The organism is Citrobacter sp. RHBSTW-00017, assembly GCF_013797615.1.
GTDB classification, from domain to species: domain Bacteria; phylum Pseudomonadota; class Gammaproteobacteria; order Enterobacterales; family Enterobacteriaceae; genus Citrobacter; species Citrobacter braakii.
Genome location: NZ_CP056899.1, coordinates 1,832,484 through 1,858,031 on the forward strand (window position 1 = coordinate 1,832,484; position 25,548 = coordinate 1,858,031).

The 25,548-nt window shown below is 52.2% G+C and carries 21 protein-coding genes; 9 read left to right on the forward strand and 12 right to left on the reverse strand.

What is annotated here, in order from left to right:
• Nucleotides 1-11 precede the first annotated feature (11 nt).
• Together HV037_RS08900 and HV037_RS08905 are read left to right on the forward strand one after the other, a co-directional pair.
• Nucleotides 12-1,202 (forward strand): Bcr/CflA family multidrug efflux MFS transporter, encoded by a 1,191-nt coding sequence (locus HV037_RS08900; protein ID WP_016157000.1) that lies wholly within the window; start codon nucleotides 12-14, stop codon nucleotides 1,200-1,202.
• A gap of 333 nt (nucleotides 1,203-1,535) precedes the next feature.
• Nucleotides 1,536-1,880, forward strand: coding sequence for a YejG family protein (locus tag HV037_RS08905; protein ID WP_029139605.1), 345 nt, complete (start codon nucleotides 1,536-1,538; stop codon nucleotides 1,878-1,880).
• Nucleotides 1,881-1,883: 3 nt separating this feature from the next.
• Here the strand turns inward: HV037_RS08905 and yejF are convergent, their stop codons facing one another.
• From yejF to HV037_RS08950, 9 genes are all read right to left on the reverse strand, one after another.
• Entirely contained in the window at nucleotides 1,884-3,473 is a 1,590-nt protein-coding gene (gene yejF / locus HV037_RS08910) for a microcin C ABC transporter ATP-binding protein YejF (RefSeq protein WP_049268560.1), read from the reverse strand.
• 1 nt (nucleotide 3,474) lies between these two features.
• A complete protein-coding gene (locus tag HV037_RS08915; RefSeq protein WP_016153752.1) occupies nucleotides 3,475-4,500 on the reverse strand; it encodes an ABC transporter permease in 1,026 nt (341 codons plus the stop codon).
• Nucleotides 4,500-5,594 carry a microcin C ABC transporter permease YejB gene (locus tag HV037_RS08920; RefSeq protein WP_016153751.1) on the reverse strand — a complete coding sequence of 365 codons (1,095 nt, stop codon included), beginning with the start codon at nucleotides 5,592-5,594 and terminating at the stop codon, nucleotides 4,500-4,502. Before HV037_RS08920 ends, HV037_RS08915 begins: the two co-directional genes overlap by 1 nt.
• Entirely contained in the window at nucleotides 5,595-7,409 is a 1,815-nt protein-coding gene (locus HV037_RS08925) for an extracellular solute-binding protein (protein ID WP_019077245.1), read from the reverse strand.
• A 99-nt stretch (nucleotides 7,410-7,508) separates the two neighbouring features.
• Complete coding sequence (locus HV037_RS08930) at nucleotides 7,509-9,068, reverse strand: cyclic di-GMP phosphodiesterase (protein WP_103284026.1); 1,560 nt, start codon at nucleotides 9,066-9,068, stop codon at nucleotides 7,509-7,511.
• Nucleotides 9,069-9,241: 173 nt separating this feature from the next.
• Nucleotides 9,242-9,811 carry a bifunctional murein DD-endopeptidase/murein LD-carboxypeptidase gene (gene mepS, locus HV037_RS08935; RefSeq protein WP_003027474.1) on the reverse strand — a complete coding sequence of 190 codons (570 nt, stop codon included), beginning with the start codon at nucleotides 9,809-9,811 and terminating at the stop codon, nucleotides 9,242-9,244.
• A gap of 413 nt (nucleotides 9,812-10,224) precedes the next feature.
• On the reverse strand, nucleotides 10,225-10,938 hold the full coding sequence (locus HV037_RS08940) for a phosphatase PAP2 family protein (RefSeq protein WP_019077242.1): 714 nt from the start codon (nucleotides 10,936-10,938) through the stop codon (nucleotides 10,225-10,227).
• Between the two features lie 35 nt (nucleotides 10,939-10,973).
• Nucleotides 10,974-11,960: a GTP-binding protein gene (locus tag HV037_RS08945; RefSeq protein WP_103284025.1), complete on the reverse strand. Its 987-nt coding sequence runs from the start codon at nucleotides 11,958-11,960 to the stop codon at nucleotides 10,974-10,976.
• Between the two features lie 119 nt (nucleotides 11,961-12,079).
• Entirely contained in the window at nucleotides 12,080-13,546 is a 1,467-nt protein-coding gene (locus HV037_RS08950) for a fructuronate reductase (RefSeq protein WP_103284024.1), read from the reverse strand.
• Nucleotides 13,547-13,748: 202 nt separating this feature from the next.
• Between HV037_RS08950 and uxuA the strand changes: the two genes are divergently transcribed.
• On the forward strand, nucleotides 13,749-14,939 hold the full coding sequence (gene uxuA, locus HV037_RS08955) for a mannonate dehydratase (protein ID WP_016156994.1): 1,191 nt from the start codon (nucleotides 13,749-13,751) through the stop codon (nucleotides 14,937-14,939).
• 45 nt (nucleotides 14,940-14,984) lie between these two features.
• Here uxuA and HV037_RS08960 read toward each other — a convergent pair whose 3' ends face one another.
• Nucleotides 14,985-16,457 carry a PLP-dependent aminotransferase family protein gene (locus HV037_RS08960; protein ID WP_016156993.1) on the reverse strand — a complete coding sequence of 491 codons (1,473 nt, stop codon included), beginning with the start codon at nucleotides 16,455-16,457 and terminating at the stop codon, nucleotides 14,985-14,987.
• A 165-nt stretch (nucleotides 16,458-16,622) separates the two neighbouring features.
• On the opposite strand from HV037_RS08960, the gene torC reads away from it, so the two are divergent.
• The 3 genes from torC to torD are packed head-to-tail and all read left to right on the forward strand — an operon-like array spanning nucleotide 16,623 to nucleotide 20,886.
• Nucleotides 16,623-17,762, forward strand: coding sequence for a pentaheme c-type cytochrome TorC (torC, locus tag HV037_RS08965; RefSeq protein WP_049042001.1), 1,140 nt, complete (start codon nucleotides 16,623-16,625; stop codon nucleotides 17,760-17,762).
• Nucleotides 17,763-17,765: 3 nt separating this feature from the next.
• Nucleotides 17,766-20,264, forward strand: coding sequence for a trimethylamine-N-oxide reductase TorA (gene torA, locus HV037_RS08970; RefSeq protein WP_019077237.1), 2,499 nt, complete (start codon nucleotides 17,766-17,768; stop codon nucleotides 20,262-20,264).
• On the forward strand, nucleotides 20,254-20,886 hold the full coding sequence (torD, locus tag HV037_RS08975) for a molecular chaperone TorD (RefSeq protein ID WP_103284023.1): 633 nt from the start codon (nucleotides 20,254-20,256) through the stop codon (nucleotides 20,884-20,886). The genes torA and torD overlap by 11 nt, the downstream gene beginning before the upstream one ends.
• Before the next feature lie 56 nt (nucleotides 20,887-20,942).
• Here torD and yeiP read toward each other — a convergent pair whose 3' ends face one another.
• Nucleotides 20,943-21,515 carry an elongation factor P-like protein YeiP gene (gene yeiP, locus HV037_RS08980; RefSeq protein ID WP_016153740.1) on the reverse strand — a complete coding sequence of 191 codons (573 nt, stop codon included), beginning with the start codon at nucleotides 21,513-21,515 and terminating at the stop codon, nucleotides 20,943-20,945.
• A 157-nt stretch (nucleotides 21,516-21,672) separates the two neighbouring features.
• Between yeiP and HV037_RS08985 the strand changes: the two genes are divergently transcribed.
• Nucleotides 21,673-21,927, forward strand: a complete 255-nt coding sequence (locus HV037_RS08985; protein WP_016153739.1) for a YkgJ family cysteine cluster protein — start codon at nucleotides 21,673-21,675, stop codon at nucleotides 21,925-21,927.
• Here HV037_RS08985 and setB read toward each other — a convergent pair.
• Entirely contained in the window at nucleotides 21,924-23,105 is a 1,182-nt protein-coding gene (setB, locus tag HV037_RS08990) for a sugar efflux transporter SetB (protein WP_103284022.1), read from the reverse strand. The two genes, HV037_RS08985 and setB, sit on opposite strands and share 4 nt — an antisense overlap.
• Before the next feature lie 368 nt (nucleotides 23,106-23,473).
• On the opposite strand from setB, the gene fruB reads away from it, so the two are divergent.
• Nucleotides 23,474-24,604 carry a fused PTS fructose transporter subunit IIA/HPr protein gene (gene fruB / locus HV037_RS08995; protein ID WP_016156988.1) on the forward strand — a complete coding sequence of 377 codons (1,131 nt, stop codon included), beginning with the start codon at nucleotides 23,474-23,476 and terminating at the stop codon, nucleotides 24,602-24,604.
• A complete protein-coding gene (gene fruK, locus HV037_RS09000; protein WP_003834544.1) occupies nucleotides 24,604-25,542 on the forward strand; it encodes a 1-phosphofructokinase in 939 nt (312 codons plus the stop codon). The genes fruB and fruK overlap by 1 nt, the downstream gene beginning before the upstream one ends.
• Nucleotides 25,543-25,548: the final 6 nt, after the last annotated feature.

Sequence of the window (25,548 nt, forward strand, 5' to 3'; positions counted from 1 at the left end):
AGGAGCTAAATGTGACCACCCGGCAGAACTCGTCAATTGCCATTGTCTTTATCCTTGGCTTGTTAGCCATGCTGATGCCGTTGTCGATTGATATGTATCTTCCGGCACTACCTGTTATCTCTGAACAGTTTGGTGTGCCTGCAGGTAGCGCGCAGATGACCCTCAGTACCTATATTCTTGGGTTCGCGGTGGGGCAGTTACTCTATGGTCCAATGGCTGACAGCATTGGGCGCAAGCCGGTGATTCTGGGCGGGACGCTGGTGTTTGCGGCGGCGGCAGTTGCCTGTGCGCTGGCACAAACTATCGATCAACTGATCGTGATGCGTTTCTTCCATGGTCTGGCTGCTGCAGCGGCGAGCGTGGTTATCAACGCCCTGATGCGCGATATCTATCCGAAGGAAGAGTTTTCGCGCATGATGTCCTTTGTCATGCTGGTCACGACAATTGCACCCTTACTGGCACCCATCGTGGGCGGCTGGGTATTGGTATGGCTGAGCTGGCACTACATCTTTTGGATCCTCGCCGTGGCGGCTATTCTGGCGTCGGTGATGATCTTTACGCTGATCAAAGAGACCTTGCCAGTTGAGCGCCGCCAGCCGTTTCGCTTGCGTACTACTCTCGGCAACTTTGCCTCGCTGTTTCGCCACAAGCGTGTACTGAGCTATATGCTGGCCAGTGGGTTTAGTTTTGCCGGGATGTTCTCGTTCCTGAGCGCCGGACCTTTTGTTTACATTGAGATCAACCACGTTTCACCGCAGCATTTCGGCTATTACTTCGCGCTGAACATTGTTTTCCTGTTCGTGATGACCATCATCAACAGCCGCTTTGTTCGTCGAGTTGGGGCATTGAATATGTTCCGTGCTGGCCTGTGGATCCAGTTCGTGATGGCGGGCTGGATGGTCTTTAGCGCGCTGTTCGGGGTTGGTTTCTGGGCGCTGGTGGTGGGCGTTGCGGCGTTTGTTGGCTGCGTGTCGATGGTGTCATCCAACGCCATGGCGGTCATTCTGGATGAATTTCCACATATGGCGGGAACGGCGTCATCGCTGGCAGGGACGTTCCGTTTTGGCATTGGCGCCATCGTTGGGGCGCTGCTGTCACTGGCGACTTTTAACTCGGCCTGGCCGATGATCTGGTCAATAGCGTTTTGCGCTACCTGCTCAATTCTCTTCTATCTCTACGCCAGCCGCGCCAAAAAACGGTGATCTATTACACAACCTGGGGGCGATAGGGCCTCCAGAGTTGATGTACATCAACCGAAAATCTATCAATTTCCCCGCTTATGTTTATTTTATGTAAAATCAATTTATGTAAAAAGTCACATCATTGTAGTTAAAAAGGTTGAGTTAGATCGCAGAAACGAGTACATATAGCGCGGAAATATGCCAGAACCGTTGAATAAATTTAAATATTTGGTTCAGAAAGTGGCATAAAGTCAGGGTGTAAACGTTTACGAACTGTTTAAAGACGTATTGTCAATGATGTGTTAATATTGATGTAAAATAATTGTGAAGTGATTGTACTTCCAGGGAAAGAAAGTGATGACATTACAACTCTCAATCGTTCATCGTCTGCCACAGTGCTATCGTTGGTCGGTGGGTTTCGCAGGTTCAAAGGTTGAACCGATTCCGCAAAACGGTCAGAGCAATGAGAACAGCCTGGTGGCGCTCAAATTGCTTAGCCCTGATGGTGACAGCGCGTGGTCAGTCATGCATAAACTCAGCCAGGCCCTCAGCGACATTGAGGTACCTTGTTCCGTGTTGGAATGCGAAGGAGAGCCGTGCCTGTTTGTGAATCGCCAGGATGAATTTGCCGCGACCTGCAGACTGAAAAATTTCGGCGTAGCCATCGCAGAGCCGTTTTCAAATAACAATCCGTTTTGAGCGTCAGCTTAGCGCGAGCAGCTGACGCGTATATGCCTGCTGTGGCGCGTTAAATACGTGCTCGCATTGTCCTTGCTCCACGACCTCTCCCTGCCTTAGCACAATAACCTGATGGCATAACGCGCGTACTACGTGCAAATCATGGCTGATAAAGATATAAGCCAGGCGATGCTTTTCCTGTAAAGACTTTAATAACGTCAGGATTTGCGCCTGTACGGTTCTGTCGAGCGACGATGTTGGTTCATCCAGAATGATCAGGGAAGGCTTGAGAATCAAGGCTCTGGCAATGGCTATGCGTTGACGTTGACCGCCGGAAAACTCCGCCGGGTAACGATGCCGCGTTTCGCTATCCAGTCCCACTTCCGCCATTACCGCTTTCACCTGCGCTTCGCGCTGTTCGGCTGACAGAGTTGGCTGATGAACGCGTAGTCCCTCCTCAATAATCTGTAGCACGCTCAGGCGCGGGTTCAGCGAGGAGTTGGGATCCTGAAAAACAACCTGAATGCGGTGACGTACCGGTAACAGCTGGCGGCGATTTAAGGTATGCAGCGCGAGGCCATCGAACACAATGCTTCCCTGTGAGGTGATTAACCTCAGTAACGCCAGCCCGGTAGTGCTTTTCCCCGATCCTGACTCCCCGACCAGCCCCAGCGTTTCACCGGGTCGGAGGGAAAAACTGACGTTGTTAACCACAACGTTATGGTCCACCACGCGCTTCAGGATACCTTTACGGATGGGGAAGGCAACGCAGAGTTTTTCCACTTCCAGCAATGGCGCTTGCCCGGCAGGTACAGGCACCGGATCGCCGGAAGGTTCGCTGTTTAACAATTTCTGCGTGTAGGGATGCGTTGGCGCAGTGAGCAGCTGTGCTGCTCGATTTTGCTCAACGCACTGGCCGTTTTGCATCACCGCAACGGTATCGGCCAGTTTTTTCACAATGCTGAGGTTGTGGGTGATAAACAGTAATCCCATGTTCAGCTCGCGCTGTAGCTCCCGCAGCAGCTGTAGTATTTGCGCCTGTACGGATACATCCAGCGCGGTGGTCGGTTCATCGGCAATAAGCAGCTCCGGTCGCGTAAGCAGCGCCATGGCGATCATTACGCGCTGGCGTTCGCCGCCGGACAGTTGGTGCGGATAGTCTGCGAGACGTTTGGCCGCCTGACGGATGCCGACCCGATCCAGACAGGTCAGTATTTCTGCCCGCGCGGCCTCCCGACGCATTCCCCGATGCAGCGACAGCACTTCATACAGCTGTTTTTCAAGGTTGTGAAGCGGGTTTAGCGACACCATTGGCTCCTGGAAAATCATGGCGATTTTATTCCCACGAACGCCGCGAAGCGTCTGCTCATCGGCATGAAGCAATGATTCGCCATGAAAACGGATGTCGCCGGAAAGGTAGACTGCGGGAGGGGTCGGTAATAACCGTAGAATAGAAAGCGCGGTCACGCTTTTACCTGAACCGGACTCGCCCACCAGCGCCAGAGTTTGCCCGGCATCAACCCTCAGTGAGAGGGTATTGACCACGGTGCGCACGGTCTCCTGTTGGCGAAAACCTACCGATAAATTTTCAATAGCTAACAGTGGTTGTGTCATCTTAAATCGCCTTGTTGGGATCGAACGCGTCGCGTACCGCTTCACCAATAAATATCAGTAGCGATAATAGCAGGGCAACGGAGATGAACGCGGTGATGCCAAGCCACGGTGCCTGCAGGTTGTTTTTACCCTGTAACAGGAGTTCTCCCAGCGATGGCGAGCCAAGCGGTAAGCCGAAGCCAAGAAAATCCAGCGAGGTCAGAGTGGTGATCGAGGCGCATAATATAAACGGTAAAAAGGTCAGGGCGGCGACCATCGCATTGGGCAGCATATGGCGCAGAATAATACTGCGATCGCTCACGCCGAGCGCCTGAGCGGCACGAATGTAATCAAAGTTTCGGGTACGTAAAAATTCCGCGCGTACCACGCCAACCAGACTCATCCAGCCAAACAGCACGGTAATGCCCAGTAGCCACCAGAAGTTTGGCTGGACCACGCTCGACAGCAGTATGATCAAAAACAGCGTTGGCATACCTGACCAAACCTCAATGAATCGTTGCCCCCACAGATCCACCTTGCCGCCATAATAGCCCTGGATTGCGCCAGCCATGATCCCCATCACGCTGGAGCACAGGGTTAGCATTAATCCAAACAGGACAGAAATACGTGTGCCGTAGAGGATCCGTGCCAGCACATCACCACCGTTGGCGTCCGTTCCCAGCCAGTTTTGTGCAGAAGGCGGGGAAGGGAAGGGCTTATCAGTGGCAAAGTTAATGCTGGTGGCTCCAAAGCGTATCGGCGCCCACAGGATCCAGCCCCGGTTTTCCAGGCGCTGCTGTAACCACGGATCCTGATAATCAGCCTGGGTCGCCAATGGTCCGCCGAAGTCGCTTTCACTGTAGTTTTTGAACAGGGGGAAATACCAGCTACTGTCGTAGCGCACCAGTAGCGGCTTATCATTGGCAATCAGTTCTGAACACAGGCTAAGGCCGAAGAGCAGTAGAAAAATCCACAGCGACCAATAGCCGCGACGGTTATGGCGAAAACGCGCCCAGCGGGCCTGATTGACGGGGCTTAATCGCGACATTAGCGTCCCTCAAAATCAATACGGGGATCGACCAGCGTGTAGCTGATGTCGCTGAGGATATTCAGCAGCAGACCGATCAGGGTGAAGATATAGAGCGTGCCAAACATTACCGGGTAGTCACGTGATACGGTGGATTCATAACCCAGTAGTCCCAGACCGTTAAGTGAAAACATCACTTCAATCAGCAGCGAACCGGTAAAAAACATGCTGATAAACGTTGCTGGGAAGCCAGCGATTACCAGCAACATGGCATTGCGAAACACATGTTTCCACAGAATGTTTTTCTCGCTGACCCCTTTGGCGCGCGCGGTGACGACATACTGTTTGCGTACCTCATCCAGAAATGAGTTTTTGGTCAGCATGGTTAGCGCGGCAAACCCCCCAACCACCGTCGCCAGCACTGGCAGGGTAATATGCCAAAGGTAGTCGGTCACTTTCTGATACCAGGGCAGGGAATCAAAATTGGCGGAAACCAGTCCGCGAAGCGGGAACAGGTCGTAATAGCTGCCCCCGGCAAAAAAGACGATCAGTAAAATCGCAAACAAAAAGGCCGGTATGGCATAGCCAATAATAATGAATGCGCTGCTCCAGACATCAAATCGGCTGCCGTTGTGAACGGCTTTGCGGATCCCAAGCGGTATCGACACCAGATAGATAATGAGCGTACTCCATAGCCCCAGCGTGACGGAAACAGGCAGGCTATCTTTGATAAGCGTCAGCACTGAGGCGCTACGAAACAGACTGTCGCCGAAATCGAAACGAATATAGTCCCAGAGCATTTTGAAATAACGCTCATGAATGGGCTTATCGAACCCGTAACGGCGAGTGATTTCGGCGATCACTTCCGGGTCAAGACCACGGCCACCTCGGTAATTACTGTCGCTGATATTGCCGACGCCGGTTTGCGCGTGGCTGGCGCGAATGCCTTCACTACCCGCGCCGGGTAATGCCCCGCTTTGTCCGAACTCAATAGCGGCGACGGCCTGCTCAACCGGACCACCGGGGGCAATCTGCACGATAAAAAAGTTGATGGTGATGATGGCCCAAAGCGTTGGGATCACCAGTAGCAGACGTCGAATCAGATAAGCGCCCATTTATTCTCCCTGCCGTCTGGCTGCTGGCAGTTTCGCCGCTTTGTTAACGTCGTACCACCAGTTGTCGAGACCAATGGTATAAATCGGGCGAATAGCTGGATGCGAAAACTTATCCCACCAGGCGATGCGATCCTCTGCCATAAACCACATCGGCAACATGTAGTAGTTCCAGGTTAATACCCTGTCCAGTGCCCGACCGAGTGGGATTAGTTTGGCTTTATCACCCTGCGCCGCGATGATTTGGTTGATCAGTTTATCAATCACCGGGCTTTGCACGCCCGGGGCGTTATAGCTGGAGTCAATATATTCAGAGGCCCAGAGAATTTGCAGGTCCGAACTTGGCCACGGCATTGCGCGATACAATCTCGGCATCATGTCATAGTCACGACTGCGCAGCCGGTTTGTGATTTGTGAGTTATCAACCTGGCGGATGTTCATTGTAATGCCTAAGCGCTGCAGGTTGTGCTGGAACGGCAGAACCCACTGGCTGTTACTGCCCGCCGGGAGCAACAGTTCAAAGCTCAGGGGTTTACCGTTGGCGCTGTTTACGCGCTGTTGTCCCTTAAGTACCCATCCTGCCTGCTCCAGTAAGGCATCGGCTTTCAACAGGTTGTCACGATCGTAGCCATCGCCTTTTGATTTCGGCGGCTGATAAATTTGGCTGAAGACCTCAGGAGGGAGATCTTTTTTCAAGGGCGCAAGTATTACCAGTTCATCCGCATCGGGGTAATTTTTAGCGGCATACTCGGTATTCTGAAAATAGCTGTTGGTCCGGCTCCAGGCGTTATAGAACAGAGCTTTATTCATCCATTCAAAATCAAAGGCCAGGGTGATGGCTTCTCGCACCCGTCGGTCGCTGAACACCGGGCGCTGAATATTAAACGCCAGCCAACGCGTATCCTGGGCGGATTCGTTTTTTTGCTCATCTTTGATGATGTAATGATTCGCGAAATTTTTACCGGTATAACGTGTCGCCCAGTTTTTGGCATCGTTTTCAAGACGCAGGTCAAACGCTCCGGCCTTAAACGCTTCAAAGGCGACGTTGTCATCCAGATAGTAGTCGTAGCGGATGGTATCAAAGTTCCAGCGGCCACGGTTGACGGGCAGATTAGCGGCCCAATAATCTTTGACGCGAGAATAGACAATGTACTGACCCATCTTCCATTTCGTGATGCGATAAGGACCGCTGGCGAGCGGAGGCGATGATAAGGGATCGCTGAGCTTATGATCTTTCCAGTACTTCTCTGGCATCACGGGTAATGAAAACAGGCTGAGCATGTCCTCTTTACCCGGTTTGGCTAATTCAATACGTACAGTTAATGGCGCGATCGCTTTTACCGTTGTTCCCTTGTAGACCAGGCGAAATTGCGGCACGCCTTCAGTCATAAATTTGTGGAAGGTGAATGCGACATCGCTGGCGGTAATGGGGGAGCCATCGTGAAAACGCGCTCGCGGATTGATGGCGATTTCTACCCAGGAATAGTCATCAGCATAGCGTGCGCTGTCGGCGATGAGCGGATAATAGCTGCCAGGTTCATCGTCAGAGGTAGTAAACAGCGTATCGTAAAGCGTTTCGGTACGTGCTCCGGGATTACCGCGCATCGCATAGCGGTTGAAGTTATCGAACGTGCCGATGGCGGAGAGGGTGATTTGCCCGCCTTTGGGGGCCGCAGGGTTGACGTAATCAAAGTGATTAAAGTTAAACGCGTACTTCGGTTCGCCCAGTACGGCAAAAGCATAGCTTTCTTTGATGGACTGCGCCTCGGCGCTAAACCCGATGAGGGCGATAAACAGCAGCAATACGCGAGGGATCATTAAATGCGATTTCCTTTTCCTGCCACAACCCGACGGGCATCATGCCTGAAAGATAAGGGATGTGGCGGCGAGTGAGAGTATATGATTCGCATACTGCGATCACCACGTCGGCTTATTGGGCTGCGCCATCCAACGCACGAAATCAGCAAGTTTTAATGGTCGGCTAATCCAGTATCCCTGGAAAAAATGCACTCCACGATCGCGTAGCCAACGGGCTTGCTCAGGCGTTTCAACCCCTTCAGCCACCGTCAGCATATTAAGACGCTTAGAGAGTGTCAACACGGCGTCCAGAACCGGAGAGGTCAGGGTCTCTGTTCCAATGGCGTTAATAAAGCCGCGATCGATTTTCAGGTAGTCAACGGTAAAGCGTTCCAGATAAATCAGCGCGCTATGACCGGTGCCAAAATCATCAATGGCAATTTCAAAACCTGCTGAATGAAGCCATTCAAAAAGCTTTGTGGCCTCGTGTTGATTAAGCATATCCCGTTCGGTGATTTCCAGCACCATCTGGAAATGGTTTGCGGGAAGCGAGGCCTGCAGGTGATGAATGTCGTCTTTAAACGTCTCGCCGTGCAGATGCGTTGGCGCGATATTGATCCCCAATTTTGCACCAGCGGGTAACACTTTTTGCAGCATCGGTGCGTCCTGGGCTATCAACTTAAAGAGATGCTGGGTCAGCGGGACAATCATTTTCTGGGATTCGGCGTAGTGAATAAAAGCATCCGGAGGGATCTCACCCGTTGTCGGATGATTCCAGCGTAATAACACCTCTACACCTTTCACCTCCAGTGTCTGCACCTCTACCACGGGCTGGTACACCACATAAAACTGGTTATGTTTTATAGCGTTGAGGATATCTTTGCCCGGACGTAAACGGATGGTGTAGATGTAGTACCAGAGAAGAAGTGCGGCAATAATCCCCGCCATGCATCCCAACATAATCGAATACCAGATGTCGGTATAGGTCCACTCATCAGCATATAAACGAATCTGTAGCGGAATACCTTCCAGGGGCGCCTGCCGCCAGTGAGAGTGGGGCAGAGCGGAGGCATCAATAATCCGTGATGAAAATGTTGAAATCGCGTTATCACCGACGACTATGGCAATACCGTTAAAATCATCCTGTCGGGCGGTATAAAGCAGATAAGGGGCCAGATTAATATTCAGTGAGGTAAACACGCCGCTATCAGTGAACGATGGGTTCCGGTGCCAAATCATTATCGCCGGCTTGTTCGGCATCATGGGCGTACCGGGGAGTAATTCCACATCAATATTTCTGCTGATATCGAGGCTTGGGACCAGATCTAAAATCGGGGTGAACATTGCGCCCGTTGCGGAGGAGCAGAAAGCAATGCCGTTTTTGACCAGTAAAAATGCGCGAACGTTGAGGCTAAAGGCCGCGCTGGAGGTCAGTTGGGCAGCGACTTGTTGGCAACTGTTGGCGACCAGTGGCTGAAGGTCATCTGTGGTGGATTTGAGATCGGCGAAGTAGCTGCTGACATAATTCTGGATATCGGAAAGGAGCGTGTCGTACTTAATGTCTCGTTTATGCCAGGTCACGAAAAATTGCAGGGTACTCACCAGGAGCGCGACGATAAGCCCCGTTAACATACAGGAAAGCAGGATTTTCTGATTGGATGAAGAGGAGCGTTTAAACATAGTTCCTTATGTTTACCTGAGTTAACCGCTTATTCTGTATGAATATAACCTGAAATGACTCACCTTGTGAGATTTTTCTTAGTCACAAGACAAAGCAAAAAAAAAAGCACCGCCGAAGCAGTGCTTTTCAAAATGTCTCATCAGGATAGCCAAGGGATAGCTGCCAAACGAAATTAACTGCGGCTCAGGACCCGGCGAGCTTCGTTGTAACGTTTTTTCCAGTAAGGTTCGTTCATGCTGGAAATGATAACGCCGCTGCTGGTCGAGGCGTGTACAAACTGGTTGTTGCCGATATAAATACCGACGTGACGGCCAGTGGAGCCAGCACGGAACAGAACCAGATCGCCTGTGCGCAGGTTAGTGCGCGAAACGGATTTACCCGTTTCCTGTTGTTCGTAGGTTGAGCGAGGAAGCTCTAAACCAAATTGCTCGCGGAACGTACGTTGTACGAAGCTTGAACAATCAATACCTTTTTTGGTGCTGCCGCCAAGGCGGTAACGCACGCCTTTCCAGTCAGCATACTGGTCCATAATACGTGATTTAACATCGATATTACGGACCATATTTTCAAATTCATCCTGAGAGGCTTGCAGTGAAGAGTTATCTCCATTGCCCACAGCATGCGTCTCAGAATGCATATTCCTGGCGGTGTTCGTTGTGCTACATGCAGAAAGCAGAACCGCAACTGCTATCGCGGGTATGCCCCGCAAGATATATCTCAAAATCGGTTGAGATTTGACCATTTTGTTTGTTTTCCCTTGAAGTCCTTAACGATAAATATCGTTATAAAAAATGCCAAACGTGACGAGACTAATTACCATCGCACGATGAGACAATTCTTTAAGATCAAATCTGTGGCAGAACGCACAAATTTATTCCTGAAGAGAATAATTATCCCGCGAGGCAAAACGAGTTCGAGATTACCCGATCGGTCCGGTCATTGCGAGTGAATTTACGTGATTTCTTATAAGAAAAATTGATACAGAAAGTGAATAACCGGCATTGCCTAAATTAAGAACAATCGGGATAAAAAAGACGCAACCCAATCATTTTAAAGATGAATAAGATGACGGGAGAATGACAGCCAGAATGATGAAATATCGACAAGCATCATCAGGGAATCAGAGTTTTCCCTGATGATGTTAATTACTCTGCGTTATTTGTTTAAAAAATGTTTGTTTTTACCGGGCAGATAATTCGCAAACAGAGTGACTAATCGGTCGCTTAACGGTGTCATTAGCCACCAGGGAAGACCAATCAAGACGACAGTCATGGAACCGATCACGATATCGGTGAGCCAGTGAGCGCCAATCATTATGCGTGGAAAGGCAAAAACCACAGCGATAATAAGGCCGATTATTCCGGCGACTTTTCCGAAATAACGCAGCATAAATGCGGAAAAAATAAGCAGCATCATACCGTGATCGCCGGGGAAACTGTCTCTGGACGCATCTTTAGTCGGAATATGCAGCAGTTCGCTGACGCGATAAATATTATCCAGCATCAGAGTAGGGCTGGCGCGTTTAACGGGAATAAGCGCCTGGCCTAACTGATTTAATACCACTGCGGTGAGCAGCATAACCAGGCCAATAGCGACAATGCGTCGGCGACCTTCCGACGTTTCTTTCAGCCAAAAATGCAGCATCAAGGCGCCCATTGCCAGCAATGAGCAACCATCAAATGCCCGGTTATTGGTAATAGCAACAATCCACAAGAACTGCGGGCTTTCCACCAGTTTCTGGTTAAAGAAGCGGAAAACGCCCGTATCCAATGAAGACCAGATCCCATGTCCGGCAGGAAGATACCAGGACAGAAACAGCGCCAGCCCCGCAATATTGAGTAGGAGAATAAGAGGGTATCGGGTTTTCATCATCGTTTACCATTGCTATAAAAACGAAGGCAACCTTACGCGTTAGCGTCTAAACGAAGTCTCAACAATGCACTCTGTAGCGTATTCCAGTCGGTCTCAGTATCGGCGATGAGTTCAATACGGCTATCCGGTGGCGCGACGTTTTGCGTCTCAATATGCCAGTCGTCTCCCTGGCGGTTAATGCGCACCAGCCCTTCCTTTATACGCATGACACCTTTCACGCGCCCCACGGGGGCAAGACGGGACCATTCCAGCAGACCGATGGTATCGAACACCGTATCGGCGTCAAAAATCCAACCGCAGGCCTGATGGCCCTGGCCGCTGTTCAGGCTGCGCCGCCAGCGCTGCTGTGACGGCAGACTCAATGCCGCCAGTCCCTTTTTGTCTGCATGGCTATGGGCGTGCTCTGCGCTTGCAGGAAGCTCTGCCAGGTTTGGTCGGGGTAAATCCAGTAACTGCCCGTCAATTTGCCCATGGTCGGCATGAACCAACTGGCGATTACCGCCGTAGTGTTGCCACCAGGTTTGCAAGGCGTTTTCGCTTTCCGCTGTGGCGCGATCGGCTTTATTGGCAACAATGATATCTGCGGCGGCCAGCTGATCGCGGAAATTGTCATTGGCGACGCTTTTTTCATCCAGTAACAGCCGGGGGTCAAGAATACAGAGGGTCGCGCGCAGATCGATCCACGGTTCGTAAACCGGTGCGGTGAGTAAATCCAGAATTTGTTTAGGGTGTCCGAGGCCAGTAGGTTCAATCAGCAATCGATCGGGTTTTCCCTGACGCAGCAGCGTATTGAGGCCAACCTGCATCGGTAGACCGTTAACGCAGCACATACAGCCGCCGGGGATCTCTTTTAGCAATGCGCCGCTGTCGGCTAACAGGGCGCCATCAATACCTACTTCACCAAACTCATTGACCAGCACGGCCCACTTCTCTGCGGGATCCTTGTTCGCCAATAGATGAAGAATAGAGGTGGTTTTGCCACTGCCGAGAAAACCAGTGATGAGATTGGTTTTAGTCACAATTACTCCAGAATCATAAATTACCGTAATGGCATTTAACAATCCTGGCGAAAAATGGGGAAAAAGAGAAGGGGGGAGGGGACGAAGACGTGCTTCGTCCTGTTTAATGGCAGAAATCGTTAATTTTTTAACGTTTCAATGACAGCCTGATGCGCACCGTATTGGGCAATACGTTGCCAGGCCTGTTGAATGGCTGCGACAAACTGCGGATTCTGTACGAGCTCGGCGGAGAAAATCTCATGCAGAGAAAGCAGGGCGCTGACGCGTTCTGATTCAGTGCTCTGTGCCACCAGAGCGGCAATTTTCTCACTGAGCGGGTCACGAATATCAATCGTAGCGCCTGAATCATCCACACCGCTCACGTAGCGCATCCAGCCTGCGATGCCGAGCGCCAACAGCGGCCACTCGCTTTGACGTGATAAATGAACGCGTATCCCTTCCAGCATTCGCTGGGGTAATTTCTGGCTACCATCCATCGCGATTTGCCAGGTTTTGTGTTTCAGCGCCGGGTTGGCAAAGCGGTCCAGCAGGCTTAAGGCATACTGGTTTAAATCAACATCGGTAATTTGCAGCGTGGGGGCCTGTTCGGTGAGCATCAGCCGGTAAGCGGCTTCACGAAATGCGCTATCCTGCATACAGTCGCTGATGTGCTGGAATCCGGCCAGATAGCCGAGATAAGCGAGAAACGAATGGCTGCCGTTCAGCATCCGCAGTTTCATTTGTTCCCACGGCAAGACGTTTTCAACCATCTGGACACCCGCGGTTTCCCATTGCGGACGACCACATACAAAGTTGTCTTCAATCACCCACTGAATAAACGGCTCGCAGCTGATTGCGCAAGGATCGGCAACGCCAAGCTCGTGGGCGATTTCAGCCAGCGACTCTTCGGTGGCGGCGGGAACAATCCGATCCACCATCGTACCCGGGAAACTGACGTGTTCCTGGATCCAGTGCGCCAGCTCAGGAGAGCGTTTTTCCGCCATCCCCAGTACGGCATTTTTTACCACATGACCATTGTCCGGGATGTTATCGCAGGAGAGGACGGTAAACGGCTGCAGTCCACGTTCACGTCGGCGGTGCAGCGCTTCTACGATTATACCGGGGGCGGAGTGCGGTTCAGCCGGTGTCTGCAGATCGTGAATAATACGCGCATTAGAGAGATCTAACGAACCCGTCGCCGGATCGATGCAGTAGCCTTTTTCCGTGATGGTTAACGAGACAATCGCGACCTGAGGCTCGCAGAATTTTTCAATAATGGCCGCCAGCGAATCCAGCGTGGCGTTCAGGCATTCGTTAACGGCACCGATAACAATAGGCTGGTTGCCGTTAGCCCCTTTTTCTAACACGGTAAATAAATGATCCTGTTCGCGAAGCTGACGCATCAGCCGATCGCCACTGAACAGGCTGATCTCGCAAATTCCCCAGTCTCCGCCCTGCGCATTCAGCACCCTGTCGGTTAATAACGCCTGATGGGCGCGGTGAAAAGCACCGAAACCAAAATGTACAATCCGCGTTTTTAATTGTTGGCGGTCGTACTGCGGCATCATGACATTTTCCGCCAGAGGCGCTGAGGCAATAGTTTTCATTAAATACACCTGATTAACCATTAATTAACAATGGCAGTATAAAGTTATATGACAGCAAATTGAATTGGTGTGCCTCATTTATCCGGGGAATGTGAGCTGGATCAATCAATGATAGGCCATCTGTTGAACATCTACGGGATGGCTGTATGGTAGTCGTCATTCAGGTAGTTTAATTTGGTATAACAACTTGTGGGGTGAAACAATGGAACAAACCTGGCGTTGGTACGGACCTAACGATCCGGTATCGCTTGATGATGTGCGTCAGGCTGGCGCAACGGGTGTTGTGACCGCCTTGCACCACATTCCCAACGGTGAAGTGTGGCCGGTAGAAGAGATTCAACAGCGTCAGGCTATTCTGGCTGAAAAAGGGCTGACCTGGTCGGTGGTGGAAAGTATTCCTGTCCACGAAGATATCAAAACGCGTTCAGGCCAGTACCAAACGTGGATTGCCAATTATCAGCAGAGTATCCGTAATCTGGCGACCTGCGGCATCGATACCGTGTGCTATAACTTCATGCCGATCCTCGACTGGACGCGTACCGATCTCGAATATCAGCTGCCGGACGGCTCCAAAGCGCTACGTTTTGACCAGATTGCTTTTGCAGCCTTTGAACTGCATATTCTTCAGCGCCCAGGCGCCGCAGCGGATTACACCGCAGAAGAACAACGCCAGGCGCTGAATTACTTCAATGCTATGAGCGATGCCGATATCGAAAAGCTGACCCGCAATATCATTGCCGGCCTGCCCGGTGCGGAAGAGGGCTATACGCTGGATCAGTTCCGTGCGCGCCTCGCTGAATATGACGGCATCAGCAAAGACGATCTGCGCGATAATATGGCGGTATTCCTGCGGGCGATTGTGCCTGTGGCGGAAGAAGTCGGCGTGCGTCTGGCTGTTCACCCTGACGATCCGCCGCGTCCGATCCTCGGCCTGCCGCGCATTGTTTCGACTATCGAAGATATGCAGTGGCTGAAAGAAACCGTCGACAGCATCAATAACGGTTTCACCATGTGCACCGGTTCCTACGGCGTGCGCGCCGATAACGATCTGGTGAAAATGATCGAAACCTTTGGCGATCGAATCCACTTCACGCATCTGCGCTCCACCTGCCGTGAAGATAACCCGAAAACCTTCCACGAAGGTGCGCACCTGCAAGGCGATGTGGATATGGTATCGGTGGTTGCTGCCATCCTGAGCGAAGAACAGCGCCGTAAAAAGGCGGGCGATTTGCGTCCTATCCCGATGCGTCCGGATCACGGACACCAGATGCTTGACGACCTGCACAAGAAAACCAACCCAGGCTACTCCGCGATTGGTCGCCTGAAAGGGCTGGCGGAAGTTCGCGGCGTTGAACTGGCGTTAAAACAAACGCAGTTCCGCGATCTGCTGTAAGGTTAACAACAGGGATTGTGCCGCAGGCGCGATCCCTGAAATTCATCAAGGCTGCGCTAGCGCCTGCTCCAGTACCGACAGCACCTTTTTGATCTGCTGTATCTGCAATCCGCCAAACCCGAAAAACATAACAGCATCGCTGTTCTCCCTACGCCATGCGGCTCCTGAGCCATTTTCTATATCTGGCAGAGTGTCAAAGCGGATCCCTGCCAGCAGGCAGCGCTGTTGCAGCCTGGCTATCATATCTGGGTGTCTGTCAACGCGTAACGAGAGGTGCAGACCCGCCGTTGCGCCAGCGATTTTCCCTGACGGAAACAGAACAGAAAGGCCATCGCGTAACAGATTGAGGCGCGCCGCATAGTTGCAGGCCAGCTTGCTGATGTGCGAGTAAAACACCTGATTTTGCATTAATTCGGCTAAAAATTGCTGCAATAACCACTGACTGCCGTTGTTGTTGAGCGCTTTCATATTCTTTACTGCCGGGAGCAGTTCATCAGGACAAATGAGATAGCCAAGACGCGTTCCCGGCCCCAGCGTTTTGGAAAATGTCCCCATGTAGATAACCCGGTTGTGATAATCCATAGCTTTCAGGGCAGGAAGGGGGTTCTCGCCATAGGTAAAAACAGCATCGTAGTCGTCTTCAAGGATATAAGCGCCGACGCGCTGCGCCCACGTCAATAATGACTGACGGCGCTCCAGCGAAAGGACGCTTCCCATTGGATACTGGTGAGCCGGAGTCACATAGCAAAGCTGGGTTTCATATTCGGGTAATTTATCTGTTTGCAGCCCGTGGTTATCTACAGCAATTGACGTAATGTCTGCACCGTAATAATTAAACAGATGCCATGCGCCAGAATAGCAAGGGGATTCGGCCACAACGTGGCACTTTTTTTGCTGACTGACGGCATGATGAACAATAAATATTTGACTGAGCAGCGACAATCCTTCCTGAATCCCATTGGTAATGATGATGTTCTCCGCCCGGGTATTAATGCCGCGAGATAAATTAAGGTACCTGGCTAGTTGCTCACGCAGTGAAAATAATCCATTTGATGAATGATATCGGGTAAACAATTGCTCTTTAAGTACGCTTGGCGCGTTATTCCATTTTCGCCAGCTTGCCCAGGGAAAAGCATTGGGATCGGGGACGCCCATCCGGCAGTAGCACTCCCGCCCAGGCTCTGCGTAAACATCGGTAGAGACCCCGGCCGCTTTTGGTGTTACTGGCGGAGAGCCCTGGGGTACGGACACATGCGCTGGAGTTACACGTACAGGCGTGGTGAATATCACCTCATAGCCAATGCCGTGTCGGCTCTTAATTAACCCAGCCGCCATCAGCTTATCATAGGCCATCACTACCGTTATTTTGGCAATGTTCAATGCCTGAGCCTGCTCGCGAATAGAGGGGAGTTTATCTCCACACAGCAAATCACCCCGCTGAATGGCCTGTAAATAAAATTGAAATATCTGCAACTGCAGCGGAGTCCGGCTTTCTCTATCGAGAGTCAGTTTGAGCATGATAAATTCCTTATTTATAGATGGTAATTATATTACGGACTTCTGCTCTTTACTATTTGACGAACCTCATAGAGTGGATGCTGTTCCTATAATCTGCCTTCGCTGTCTCTATTTTTGATTTTTATTATCCCTTAGCGTGTCGCTATTAAAAAAATGGAGGCAAGCATGTCGTGGATAAGAAAAAACGCACTATGGTGCGCATTCGCCGGGGCGGTAGCAATGGCCCTGGCTATTTGGGGAACGTGGCAAGGCGTTCATTACACCAGTTCTACCGAGTTTTGTTTATCGTGTCACTCGATGCGCACATCTGGCGAGGAGTATAAAACCAGCGTGCATTTTCGTAATGCTTCTGGTGTGCGTGCGGAGTGTAAGGATTGTCATATTCCGCCAGGCATCGTCCCAACGCTGGTTCGTAAAACGCAAGCCTTAAACGACCTCTACCACACCTTTATCTCTCCTTCGATCGATACCCCGGAAAAATTTGCCGCAAAGCGGGCGGAGTTGGCCCAGCGAGAATGGGCGCGCATGAGCGCGAATAATTCTGCGGCGTGTAAATCCTGCCATAGCTATGAGGCGATGGATCACGGCAAGCAATCGGCAAATGCAGCGGCGCAAATGACCGCGGCGGCGGCAAAAGACAGTAACTGTATCGATTGTCACAAAGGCATTGCCCATCACAAACCCGATATGAGCAGCGGTTTTCGCGATCGTTACAAGCAGTTGCAGCGTCAGGGAGAGCAGTTACCCACGGCGACGACGCTGTATTCGTTAGGCGAAAAATCACTGACTGCGACAGCAGAGAGCCCGGCAGGTAAAGCCATGCTGTACCCGGCAACGCAAGTGCGTGTGCTGAAAAGAGAAGGAAAAAACGTTCAGATAGAGCTGACCGGCTGGCGGGAAAGCAAAGGACGTGGACGGGTGATTACCCAGTATATGGGTAAACGCGTTTTTGCTGCCGTATTAGATGCCTCGCTGATGAGCAATGTGAAGGTTGAGCAAACACAGGTTGATCCGGAGTCACATCAGGAGTGGCAGCAGGTAAGCGTGATGGCCTGGAGTTCGGCGGAGGGTTTTACCGACAATATTGACCCCCTCTGGCAATACGCCGATCAGATGTTGCAATCCACCTGTAGCGCTTGCCACAGCACGCCGCCGCCGACCCGTTATTCCGCGAATGGCTGGATCGCCGGACTGAAATCCATGTCCACCTACTACCGGCTTAATCCGGTGGAAGACCGTACGTTGTTGAAATATCTCCAGACTCACGCCAGCGATATACCTCAACCTAACAATTCAAAAGGATAATTTATGGATATTCATGATTTTAATCCGTCACGTCGACGGTTTTTAAGCGGAATGCTGGCAGTCGGTGCCGTCAGCGCTTTAGGGCCAAATCCACTGATCTCAAAGGTCTGGGCAGCGGGTGAAAACCCGGAGCAATGGATCCAGTCTGGCTCGCACTTTGGCGCTTTTGAAGCCAAAGTCGTGAACGGTGAATGGGTCGATACCCGCCCCTTCAAACATGACAAATACCCCTGCGATATGCTCAATGCCGTTCGGGAGGTGGTCTACAACCCATCGCGTGTGCGCTACCCGATGGTGCGGCTGGACTGGCTGCGCAAGCGTGAAAAGTCAGATCGCAACCAGCGCGGCGATAATCGCTTTGTCCGTGTGAGCTGGGATCAGGCGTTGGATCTGGTTTATGAAGAGCTTGAACGAGTACAAAAGACCTACGGATCTTCTGGTGTCTTTACCGGGCTGGCGGACTGGCAAATTGTTGGCAAATTTCATAAGGCCGGCGGCGCGATGGATCGGGGACTCGGCTTACACGGTAGCTATGTAACGACCGTCGGCGACTACTCGGCAGCCGCAGCGCAGGTGATTTTGCCGCATGTGATTGGTTCGCTGGAAGTTTATGAGCAGCAAACGTCACTCCCGCTGGTTATCGAAAATACCCAAACCATCGTGCTGTGGGGCTGCGATCCTATCAAGAATCTGCAGATCGAGTTCCTGGTTCCCGATCACGATGCGTTTGGCTATTGGCAGCAGATTAAAGAAGCGGTTGCGCAGGGTAAGATGCGCGTTATCAGCGTTGATCCGGTGCGTAGCAAGTCGCAAAACTATCTTGGCTGTGAGCAGCTGGCGCTGCGACCGCAAACGGATGTCGCGTTATTGCTGGCGCTGGCGCATACCCTGTACGAAGAAAAACTGTATGACGTGGCGTTCATTAACGATTATACCGTGGGCTTTGAACAGTTCTTGCCGTATCTGCTTGGGGAAAGCGACAAGCAGCCGAAAAACGCCGAATGGGCGGCGGAAATATGCGGCCTGACGGCGGAGCACATCCGCGACTTCGCCCGCCTGCTGGTCAAAGGCCGGACACAGTTTATGGGCGGCTGGTGCGTGCAGCGTATGCACCATGGCGAGCAGTATCCGTGGATGCTGGTGGTGCTGGCCAGCATGGTTGGCCAAATTGGCTTGCCGGGCGGCGGAGTAGGGTTTGGCTGGCACTATAACGGCGGCGGGACGGTCACTTCTGCCGGTCCAGTCCTGTCCGGCCTCGGGAGCATCAACAATCCCCCGGCCGCGAAATACAAAGCGGATTTCCGCGGCGCTTCAGAGCATATTCCTACCTCGCGAATGATCGATTGTCTGCTGGCGCCAGGCAAAAAGATCGCTTTCAACGGTGAAACATTAACTTTCCCTGATATCAAAATGGCGATTTTCAGCGCCGCCAATCCGTTCCATGCGCAGCAGGATCGTAACCGCATGATCGAAGCGTGGAAGAAGCTGGAAACCGTGGTCGTTCTGGATCATCAGTGGACAGCATCCTGTCGTTTTGCCGATATCGTCCTGCCTGTGACCACGCGCTTTGAGCGTAATGACATTGAGCAGTTCGGTACACACTCGAATAAAGGGCTGATGGCGATACATCAGGTGGTTAAACCGCAGTTTGAAGCGCGACATGACTTTGATGTCTTTGCCGGTCTGTGCAAACGCTTTGGTCAGGAAGAGACATACCGCGAAAAGCGGGATGAAATGCAGTGGATAAAAGCCATTTATGATGAGGGCGCGAAAACGGGAGCGTCCCTTGGCGTGAGTATGCCGAACTTCGAGAGCTTCTGGCAGGGCGAAGGATACATTGAATATCCTGCCGGGAAGCCGTGGGTGCGTCACGGAGAATTTCGCGAACAGCCGGATATCAACCCGTTAGGAACACCCTCTGGTCTGATTGAAATTTACAGCAAAACCATCGCGGGCTTTGCCTACGAGGACTGCCCGGGGCATCCGGTGTGGATGGAACCCTTTGAGCGTACCCATGGCAGCAAAACAGATAAATATCCGCTGCATCTGCAGTCCTGCCATCCGGATAAACGTCTGCACTCTCAGCTGTGCTCAAGCGAGGCGTTTCGCAACACCTATGCAGTGGCAGGAAGAGAGCCGCTGTACATGAGCCAGTCGGATGCCCGCGCACGTGGCCTGAAAGCCGGGGATATTGCGCGCGTGTTTAACGCCAGAGGTCAGGTGCTGGCCGGGGTGGTGATCAGTCCGGATTACGCGCCTGGCGTCGTCCGGATTCATGAAGGCGCGTGGTATTCGCCGCAGGAAGGTGGGAAAGCGGGTACACTATGCACTTATGGCGATCCGAATGTGCTGAGTGCGGATATCGGTACATCACAACTGGCGCAGGGGCCTTCGGCGCATACGGTGCTGGTCGAGGTGGAGCGATACCAGGAGAATGCCCCGCAGGTCACGGGCTTCGGCGGGCCGGAGGTTGTGAAAGAGGAGGGGGCAAGTGCAGCATAATCATATTCATCGACAGCGGGCGGCGGTGTACCAGTGGTTTTCGCAACTGCTGTTCCGCGAGCTGGACGAGGAGCAACTCATCCGCCTGGAAAGTGGGGAAAGCCGAAAGTGGCTGGCGTCGTTGACGGCTATCCCAGGGCTGTCCGTTGATGTCAAAAACCTGGAACGTAGTCTCGTTCGGGCGCTGCGCCGGGAAAACCGACAGCTGGAGCTGGCGGCGGACTATGCCTCGTTGTTTTTGCTGGCACCTCCTGGCGGTGTTTCACCTTATGCGGGGCATTATCCGCATACGACCGCGCCTGAAGAACGCAAGGAAATGAATGTGCTGTTAGTCGAGTATGGGCTGACACCGCAGGACAACGAGCCTGCCGACCATATTGCTGTACAGCTGGCACTGATGGCGAGAATGGTTACCAAAAAGGAGACGTTATCGGCGCAATATTACTTTTTGCATCATCACATTATGTGCTGGGCACCCCTGCTACGGGAAAGTTGTTTACACCGGGACGAAGAGGGGGTTTATCCTCAGGCGGTTAACGTCATAACGCATTTTATGCGTGAGGATGAGCTGTATCTGGAATCTCTGTTGATGGATGATTTTTACCTCAGCAGCCAGGGCTGAAAAGAACAAAGGGACAGCAAATGCTGTCCCTTTTCACCGCTGTCGCAGCAGAAAAATTAGTCTGCGCGGCCCATGTAGCGACGTTCTTCGATATGAATACGGATTTTTTCACCTGCACTCAGATATTCAGGAACCAGGATAACCAGACCGGTGCTCATGGTCGCTGGTTTGTTACGCGCACTTGCTGACGCGCCTTTAATGCCTGGTGCCGTTTCAACGATTTCCAGGTCTACCGTTTGCGGCAGTTCAAGCGCCAGCAGCTGGCCGTCCCAGGTCAGTACCTGCATATCCGGCATTCCGCCTTCCGGGATGAACAGCAATTCTTCTTCGATCTGGTCTTTGGTGAAGGTATACGGGGTATAGTCTTCTTTATCCATGAAGACGTATTCGTTGCCATCTACATAGGAGAAATCAACGCCACGACGGCTCAGGGTGACGGTATCAACGATGTCATCACCTTTGAAGCGCTCTTCAACTTTCAGACCGGTACGAACATCAGAAAAACGCATTTTGTACAGCGTGGCGGCGCCACGTGCGGTTGGTGATTGAATATCAATATCTTTTACAATCAGCAGTTTGCCGTTGTAATTCAGTACCATACCTTTTTTAATTTCGTTCGCTCTTGGCATCGAAAAAATCCTGTAATGAGGAGTGTCTAAAATATCGCGTAAAACTACTCGCGCCGGGGCATTCAGGCAAGCGGAATTGATGCTTTTGCTGGTGCAAAAAAGGTGTTACTGTGCGCTTCCTGCACAATCCGATGGTTTACGATAAAGAGAGTACTGTATGGAATGCCGTCCGGATTGTGGTGCATGTTGCACCGCGCCTTCAATTTCCAGTCCCATCCCCGGCATGCCTGATGGCAAGCCCGCTAATACACCATGCGTTCAGTTGGATGAATCCCTGCGCTGTAAAATTTTTGCTTCGCCTCTGCGGCCAAAAGTGTGCGCCGGTTTACAGCCCAGTGCGGAAATGTGCGGACAGACGACACACCAGGCTATGGTCTATCTCATTGAGCTCGAGGCGCTGACCGCACCTTAAACGTCTTTGATGCGCGTCAGACACGCGACGGTGGCGACGATCATCACCAGCGCAAACCAGAATACCGCGTGATAGTTCCAGATTTCAGCGGCAATACCCGCCAACGATCCGGCAATAATCCAGCCCACGCGAATGGTATTTGTATAGAGAGTTGTGGCTGAACCCGCTTGTCCCGGCATCAGATCCTGGAAATAGAGCATGCCAATCCCGCCGAGGATGCCGATGTAAATCGCGTTCAGCAGCTGTAAGCCAAGCAATATCGCCGGAGAGTGGGCCAACAGCATGCCGGCATAAAAGAAAAATCCGGCGATAACGGCGATTCTCATCAACAGGCGTTTGCCCAGACGCTTCGCGAAGTATCCGGCAATCAACATGGTTGGGATTTCCAGCCCCGCGGCAGTTCCCATCATGATGCCCGCCAGCTTTTCCGGCAGATGCAGCTCGTTGATAATAAACAACGGCATATTAATGATATAGAGACTGTTGGTCCCCCACATTAATGTGCAGATAACAAACAGTAGCAGCGTGTCGCGTCGATTGCGGCGCGGGGCTTCTACCGCGCCTGTCGCGAGAGGCACGTTTTTACTCATCGAGGGTAAGAACAGCCAGACCATTACGCCGCAGACAACAAACGCCACCGCCGCGCTGAGGTACATCACCGTAAAGCTAAACCCCATGGCGAGAGCGTAGGCCAGCGGCGGGCCAATCACCCAGGCCAGCGAAACCTGCGCACGTAATATCGAGCTGAACATGACGGCTTCCCGACCCGTACGGTCGGCGTGCTCGCGGGCGAGAGCAAACATTTGCGGGTTGGCGGTCGAACCGAAGCTGCTGAGGAATACCCCGACAAACAGCAGAATAAAATAGTTACGGTTCCAGGCGAACAGCACGCAGGCCAGCATCCCCAGCACGCAGCAAAACACAATCAGGTTTTTGCGATCGCCTTTTTTATCCGAACGTCCGGCCAGAAACTGACTCACCAAAATGCCGATTACGGCGCTACCAGTAAAAAAGAACCCGACCATGCCGGGACGGGCATGGACTTCATCCGTCAGAAAAAGGCTGAGCGTTGGCGTCTGCAACGCACCGGCGATACCCGTCAGAAATGCGACAAGCAGGAACGCCGAAGACGTTAAATCAAACGCCTTGGGTGTGGCGGCTACGGGGGTGTTGTGCATGTTTTGATATCAATAATGTGAAGAGACGCGGAGTTTACGCTGCTTGTCAGAAAATAAACAGGGAGCCAAATCAAAATCGGCATCAAAAATCAAAATAGCATTTCAGTCAGAGAACGCAGCTTGCTGACGCTGCTGAATCTGACAAGCTGACGCCGTTTTTGCGTCAGCAATTTTTTCTCCTCCGCGGAGAAAATGTGCGTTATCTCTAAATTCAGCAAGTAATTTGTCAACTTTACTTGTGTGCTGAAGAAAAAAGAGCAAGACTTCTTGAAACGTTTCAGCGTCATCTTGCCATAACTGATGGAGTCAGGTGACGCCTTTTTTCTCATGTTAGCTGAATCGTTTCAAATCAGCGGGAGAGGAGAACCATGTTCCAGTTATCTGTTCAGGATATTCACCCGGGCGAACAGGCCGGGAATAAAGAAGAGGCTATTCGCCAGGTTGCCGCTGCCTTAGTGCTGGCAGGTAACGTAGCGGAAGGCTACGTCGATGGCATGCTGGCGCGTGAACAACAGACGTCCACGTTCCTCGGCAACGGTATTGCTATTCCTCACGGTACGACGGACACGCGCGATCGGGTGCTGAAAACCGGCGTGCAGGTGTTTCAGTTTCCGCAGGGCGTGATCTGGGGTGAAGGGCAGGTTGCTTATGTGGCAATCGGCATCGCCGCCAGCTCTGATGAGCACCTCGGTTTACTGCGTCAGCTGACGCATGTGCTGAGCGATGACTCCGTCGCTGAACAGCTGAAATCTGCGACCACGGCGGAAGAGTTGCGCGCGTTGCTGATGGGGGAAAAGCAAAGCGAACAGCTGAAGCTTGATAACGAAACGCTGTCGCTGGACGTCGTTGCCAACTCGCTGGTCACGCTGCAGGCGCTCAACGCCGCACGGCTGAAAGAGGTCGGCGCGGTTGACGCCACCTTTGTGGCCAGAGCCATTAATGAGCAACCGATGAATCTCGGTCAGGGGATCTGGCTGAATGACTGTGCTGAAGGCAATGTGCGCAGCGCCGTTGCGGTCAGCCGCGCAGCAACAGCGTTCGATGTACAAGGTGAAGCGGCAGCCCTGCTGGTGACCGTCGCCATGAATGACGAACAACCGGTTGCGGTGCTGAAGCGCCTTGGCGATCTGCTGCTGAATAATAAAGCTGACCGTTTGTTGAAAGCCGATGCGGCAACGGTGCTGGCGCTGCTGACCAGCGATGATGCCTTAACTGATGATGTACTGAGCGCCGAATTTATTGTGCGCAATGAGCATGGTTTACACGCCCGCCCGGGCACCATGCTGGTGAATACGATTAAACAATTTAACAGTGAAATTACCGTGACAAATCTTGATGGAACCGGCAAGCCGGCGAATGGACGCAGTCTGATGAAAGTTGTGGCATTAGGCGTGAAGAAAGGACATCACCTGCGCTTTACCGCCCAGGGTGAAGATGCTGAACAGGCGCTGAAAGCGATTGGCGAAGCCATCGCGGCGGGTCTTGGGGAGGGCGCGTAATGAGCAGACGTGTTGCTACTATCACCCTTAACCCAGCCTACGATCTGGTGGGTTTCTGCCCGGAAATTGAACGCGGTGAAGTGAACCTGGTTAAAACGACCGGTCTGCATGCGGCAGGGAAAGGGATTAACGTCGCTAAGGTTCTGAAAGATTTAGGTATCGATGTAACGGTGGGTGGTTTCCTCGGTAAAGACAACCAGGATGGTTTTCAGCAGTTGTTCAGCGAGCTGGGTATCGCCAACCGTTTTCAGGTTGTACAGGGGCGTACCCGTATCAACGTCAAGCTGACCGAAAAAGACGGCGAAGTGTCCGATTTCAATTTCTCCGGCTTTGAAGTCACCCCGGCTGACTGGGAACGCTTTGTGAATGACTCGCTGAGCTGGCTGGGCCAGTTCGACATGGTGTGCGTCAGCGGCAGTTTGCCGACCGGCGTTAGCCCGGAAGCATTCACCGACTGGATGACGCGCCTGCGCAGTCAGTGTCCTTGCATTATCTTTGATAGTAGTCGTGAAGCACTGGTCGCCGGTCTGAAAGCGGCACCATGGCTGGTGAAACCAAACCGTCGTGAACTGGAAATCTGGGCAGGCCGTAAGCTGCCAGAAATGAAAGATGTGATTGAAGCTGCACATGCGTTGCGCGAGCAGGGTATTGCTCACGTGGTGATTTCACTTGGCGCGGAAGGTGCGCTGTGGGTTAACGCTTCGGGTGAGTGGATTGCTAAACCGCCGTCAGTCGAGGTGGTAAGCACCGTAGGCGCGGGTGATTCAATGGTTGGTGGCCTGATTTACGGCCTGCTGATGCGTGAATCCAGTGAACACACCCTGCGTCTGGCAACCGCTGTTGCCGCCCTGGCGGTAAGCCAAAGCAATGTTGGCATTACCGATCGTCCTCAGTTGGCCGCAATGATGGCGCGTGTCGACTTAAAACCGTTTAACTGACAGCAG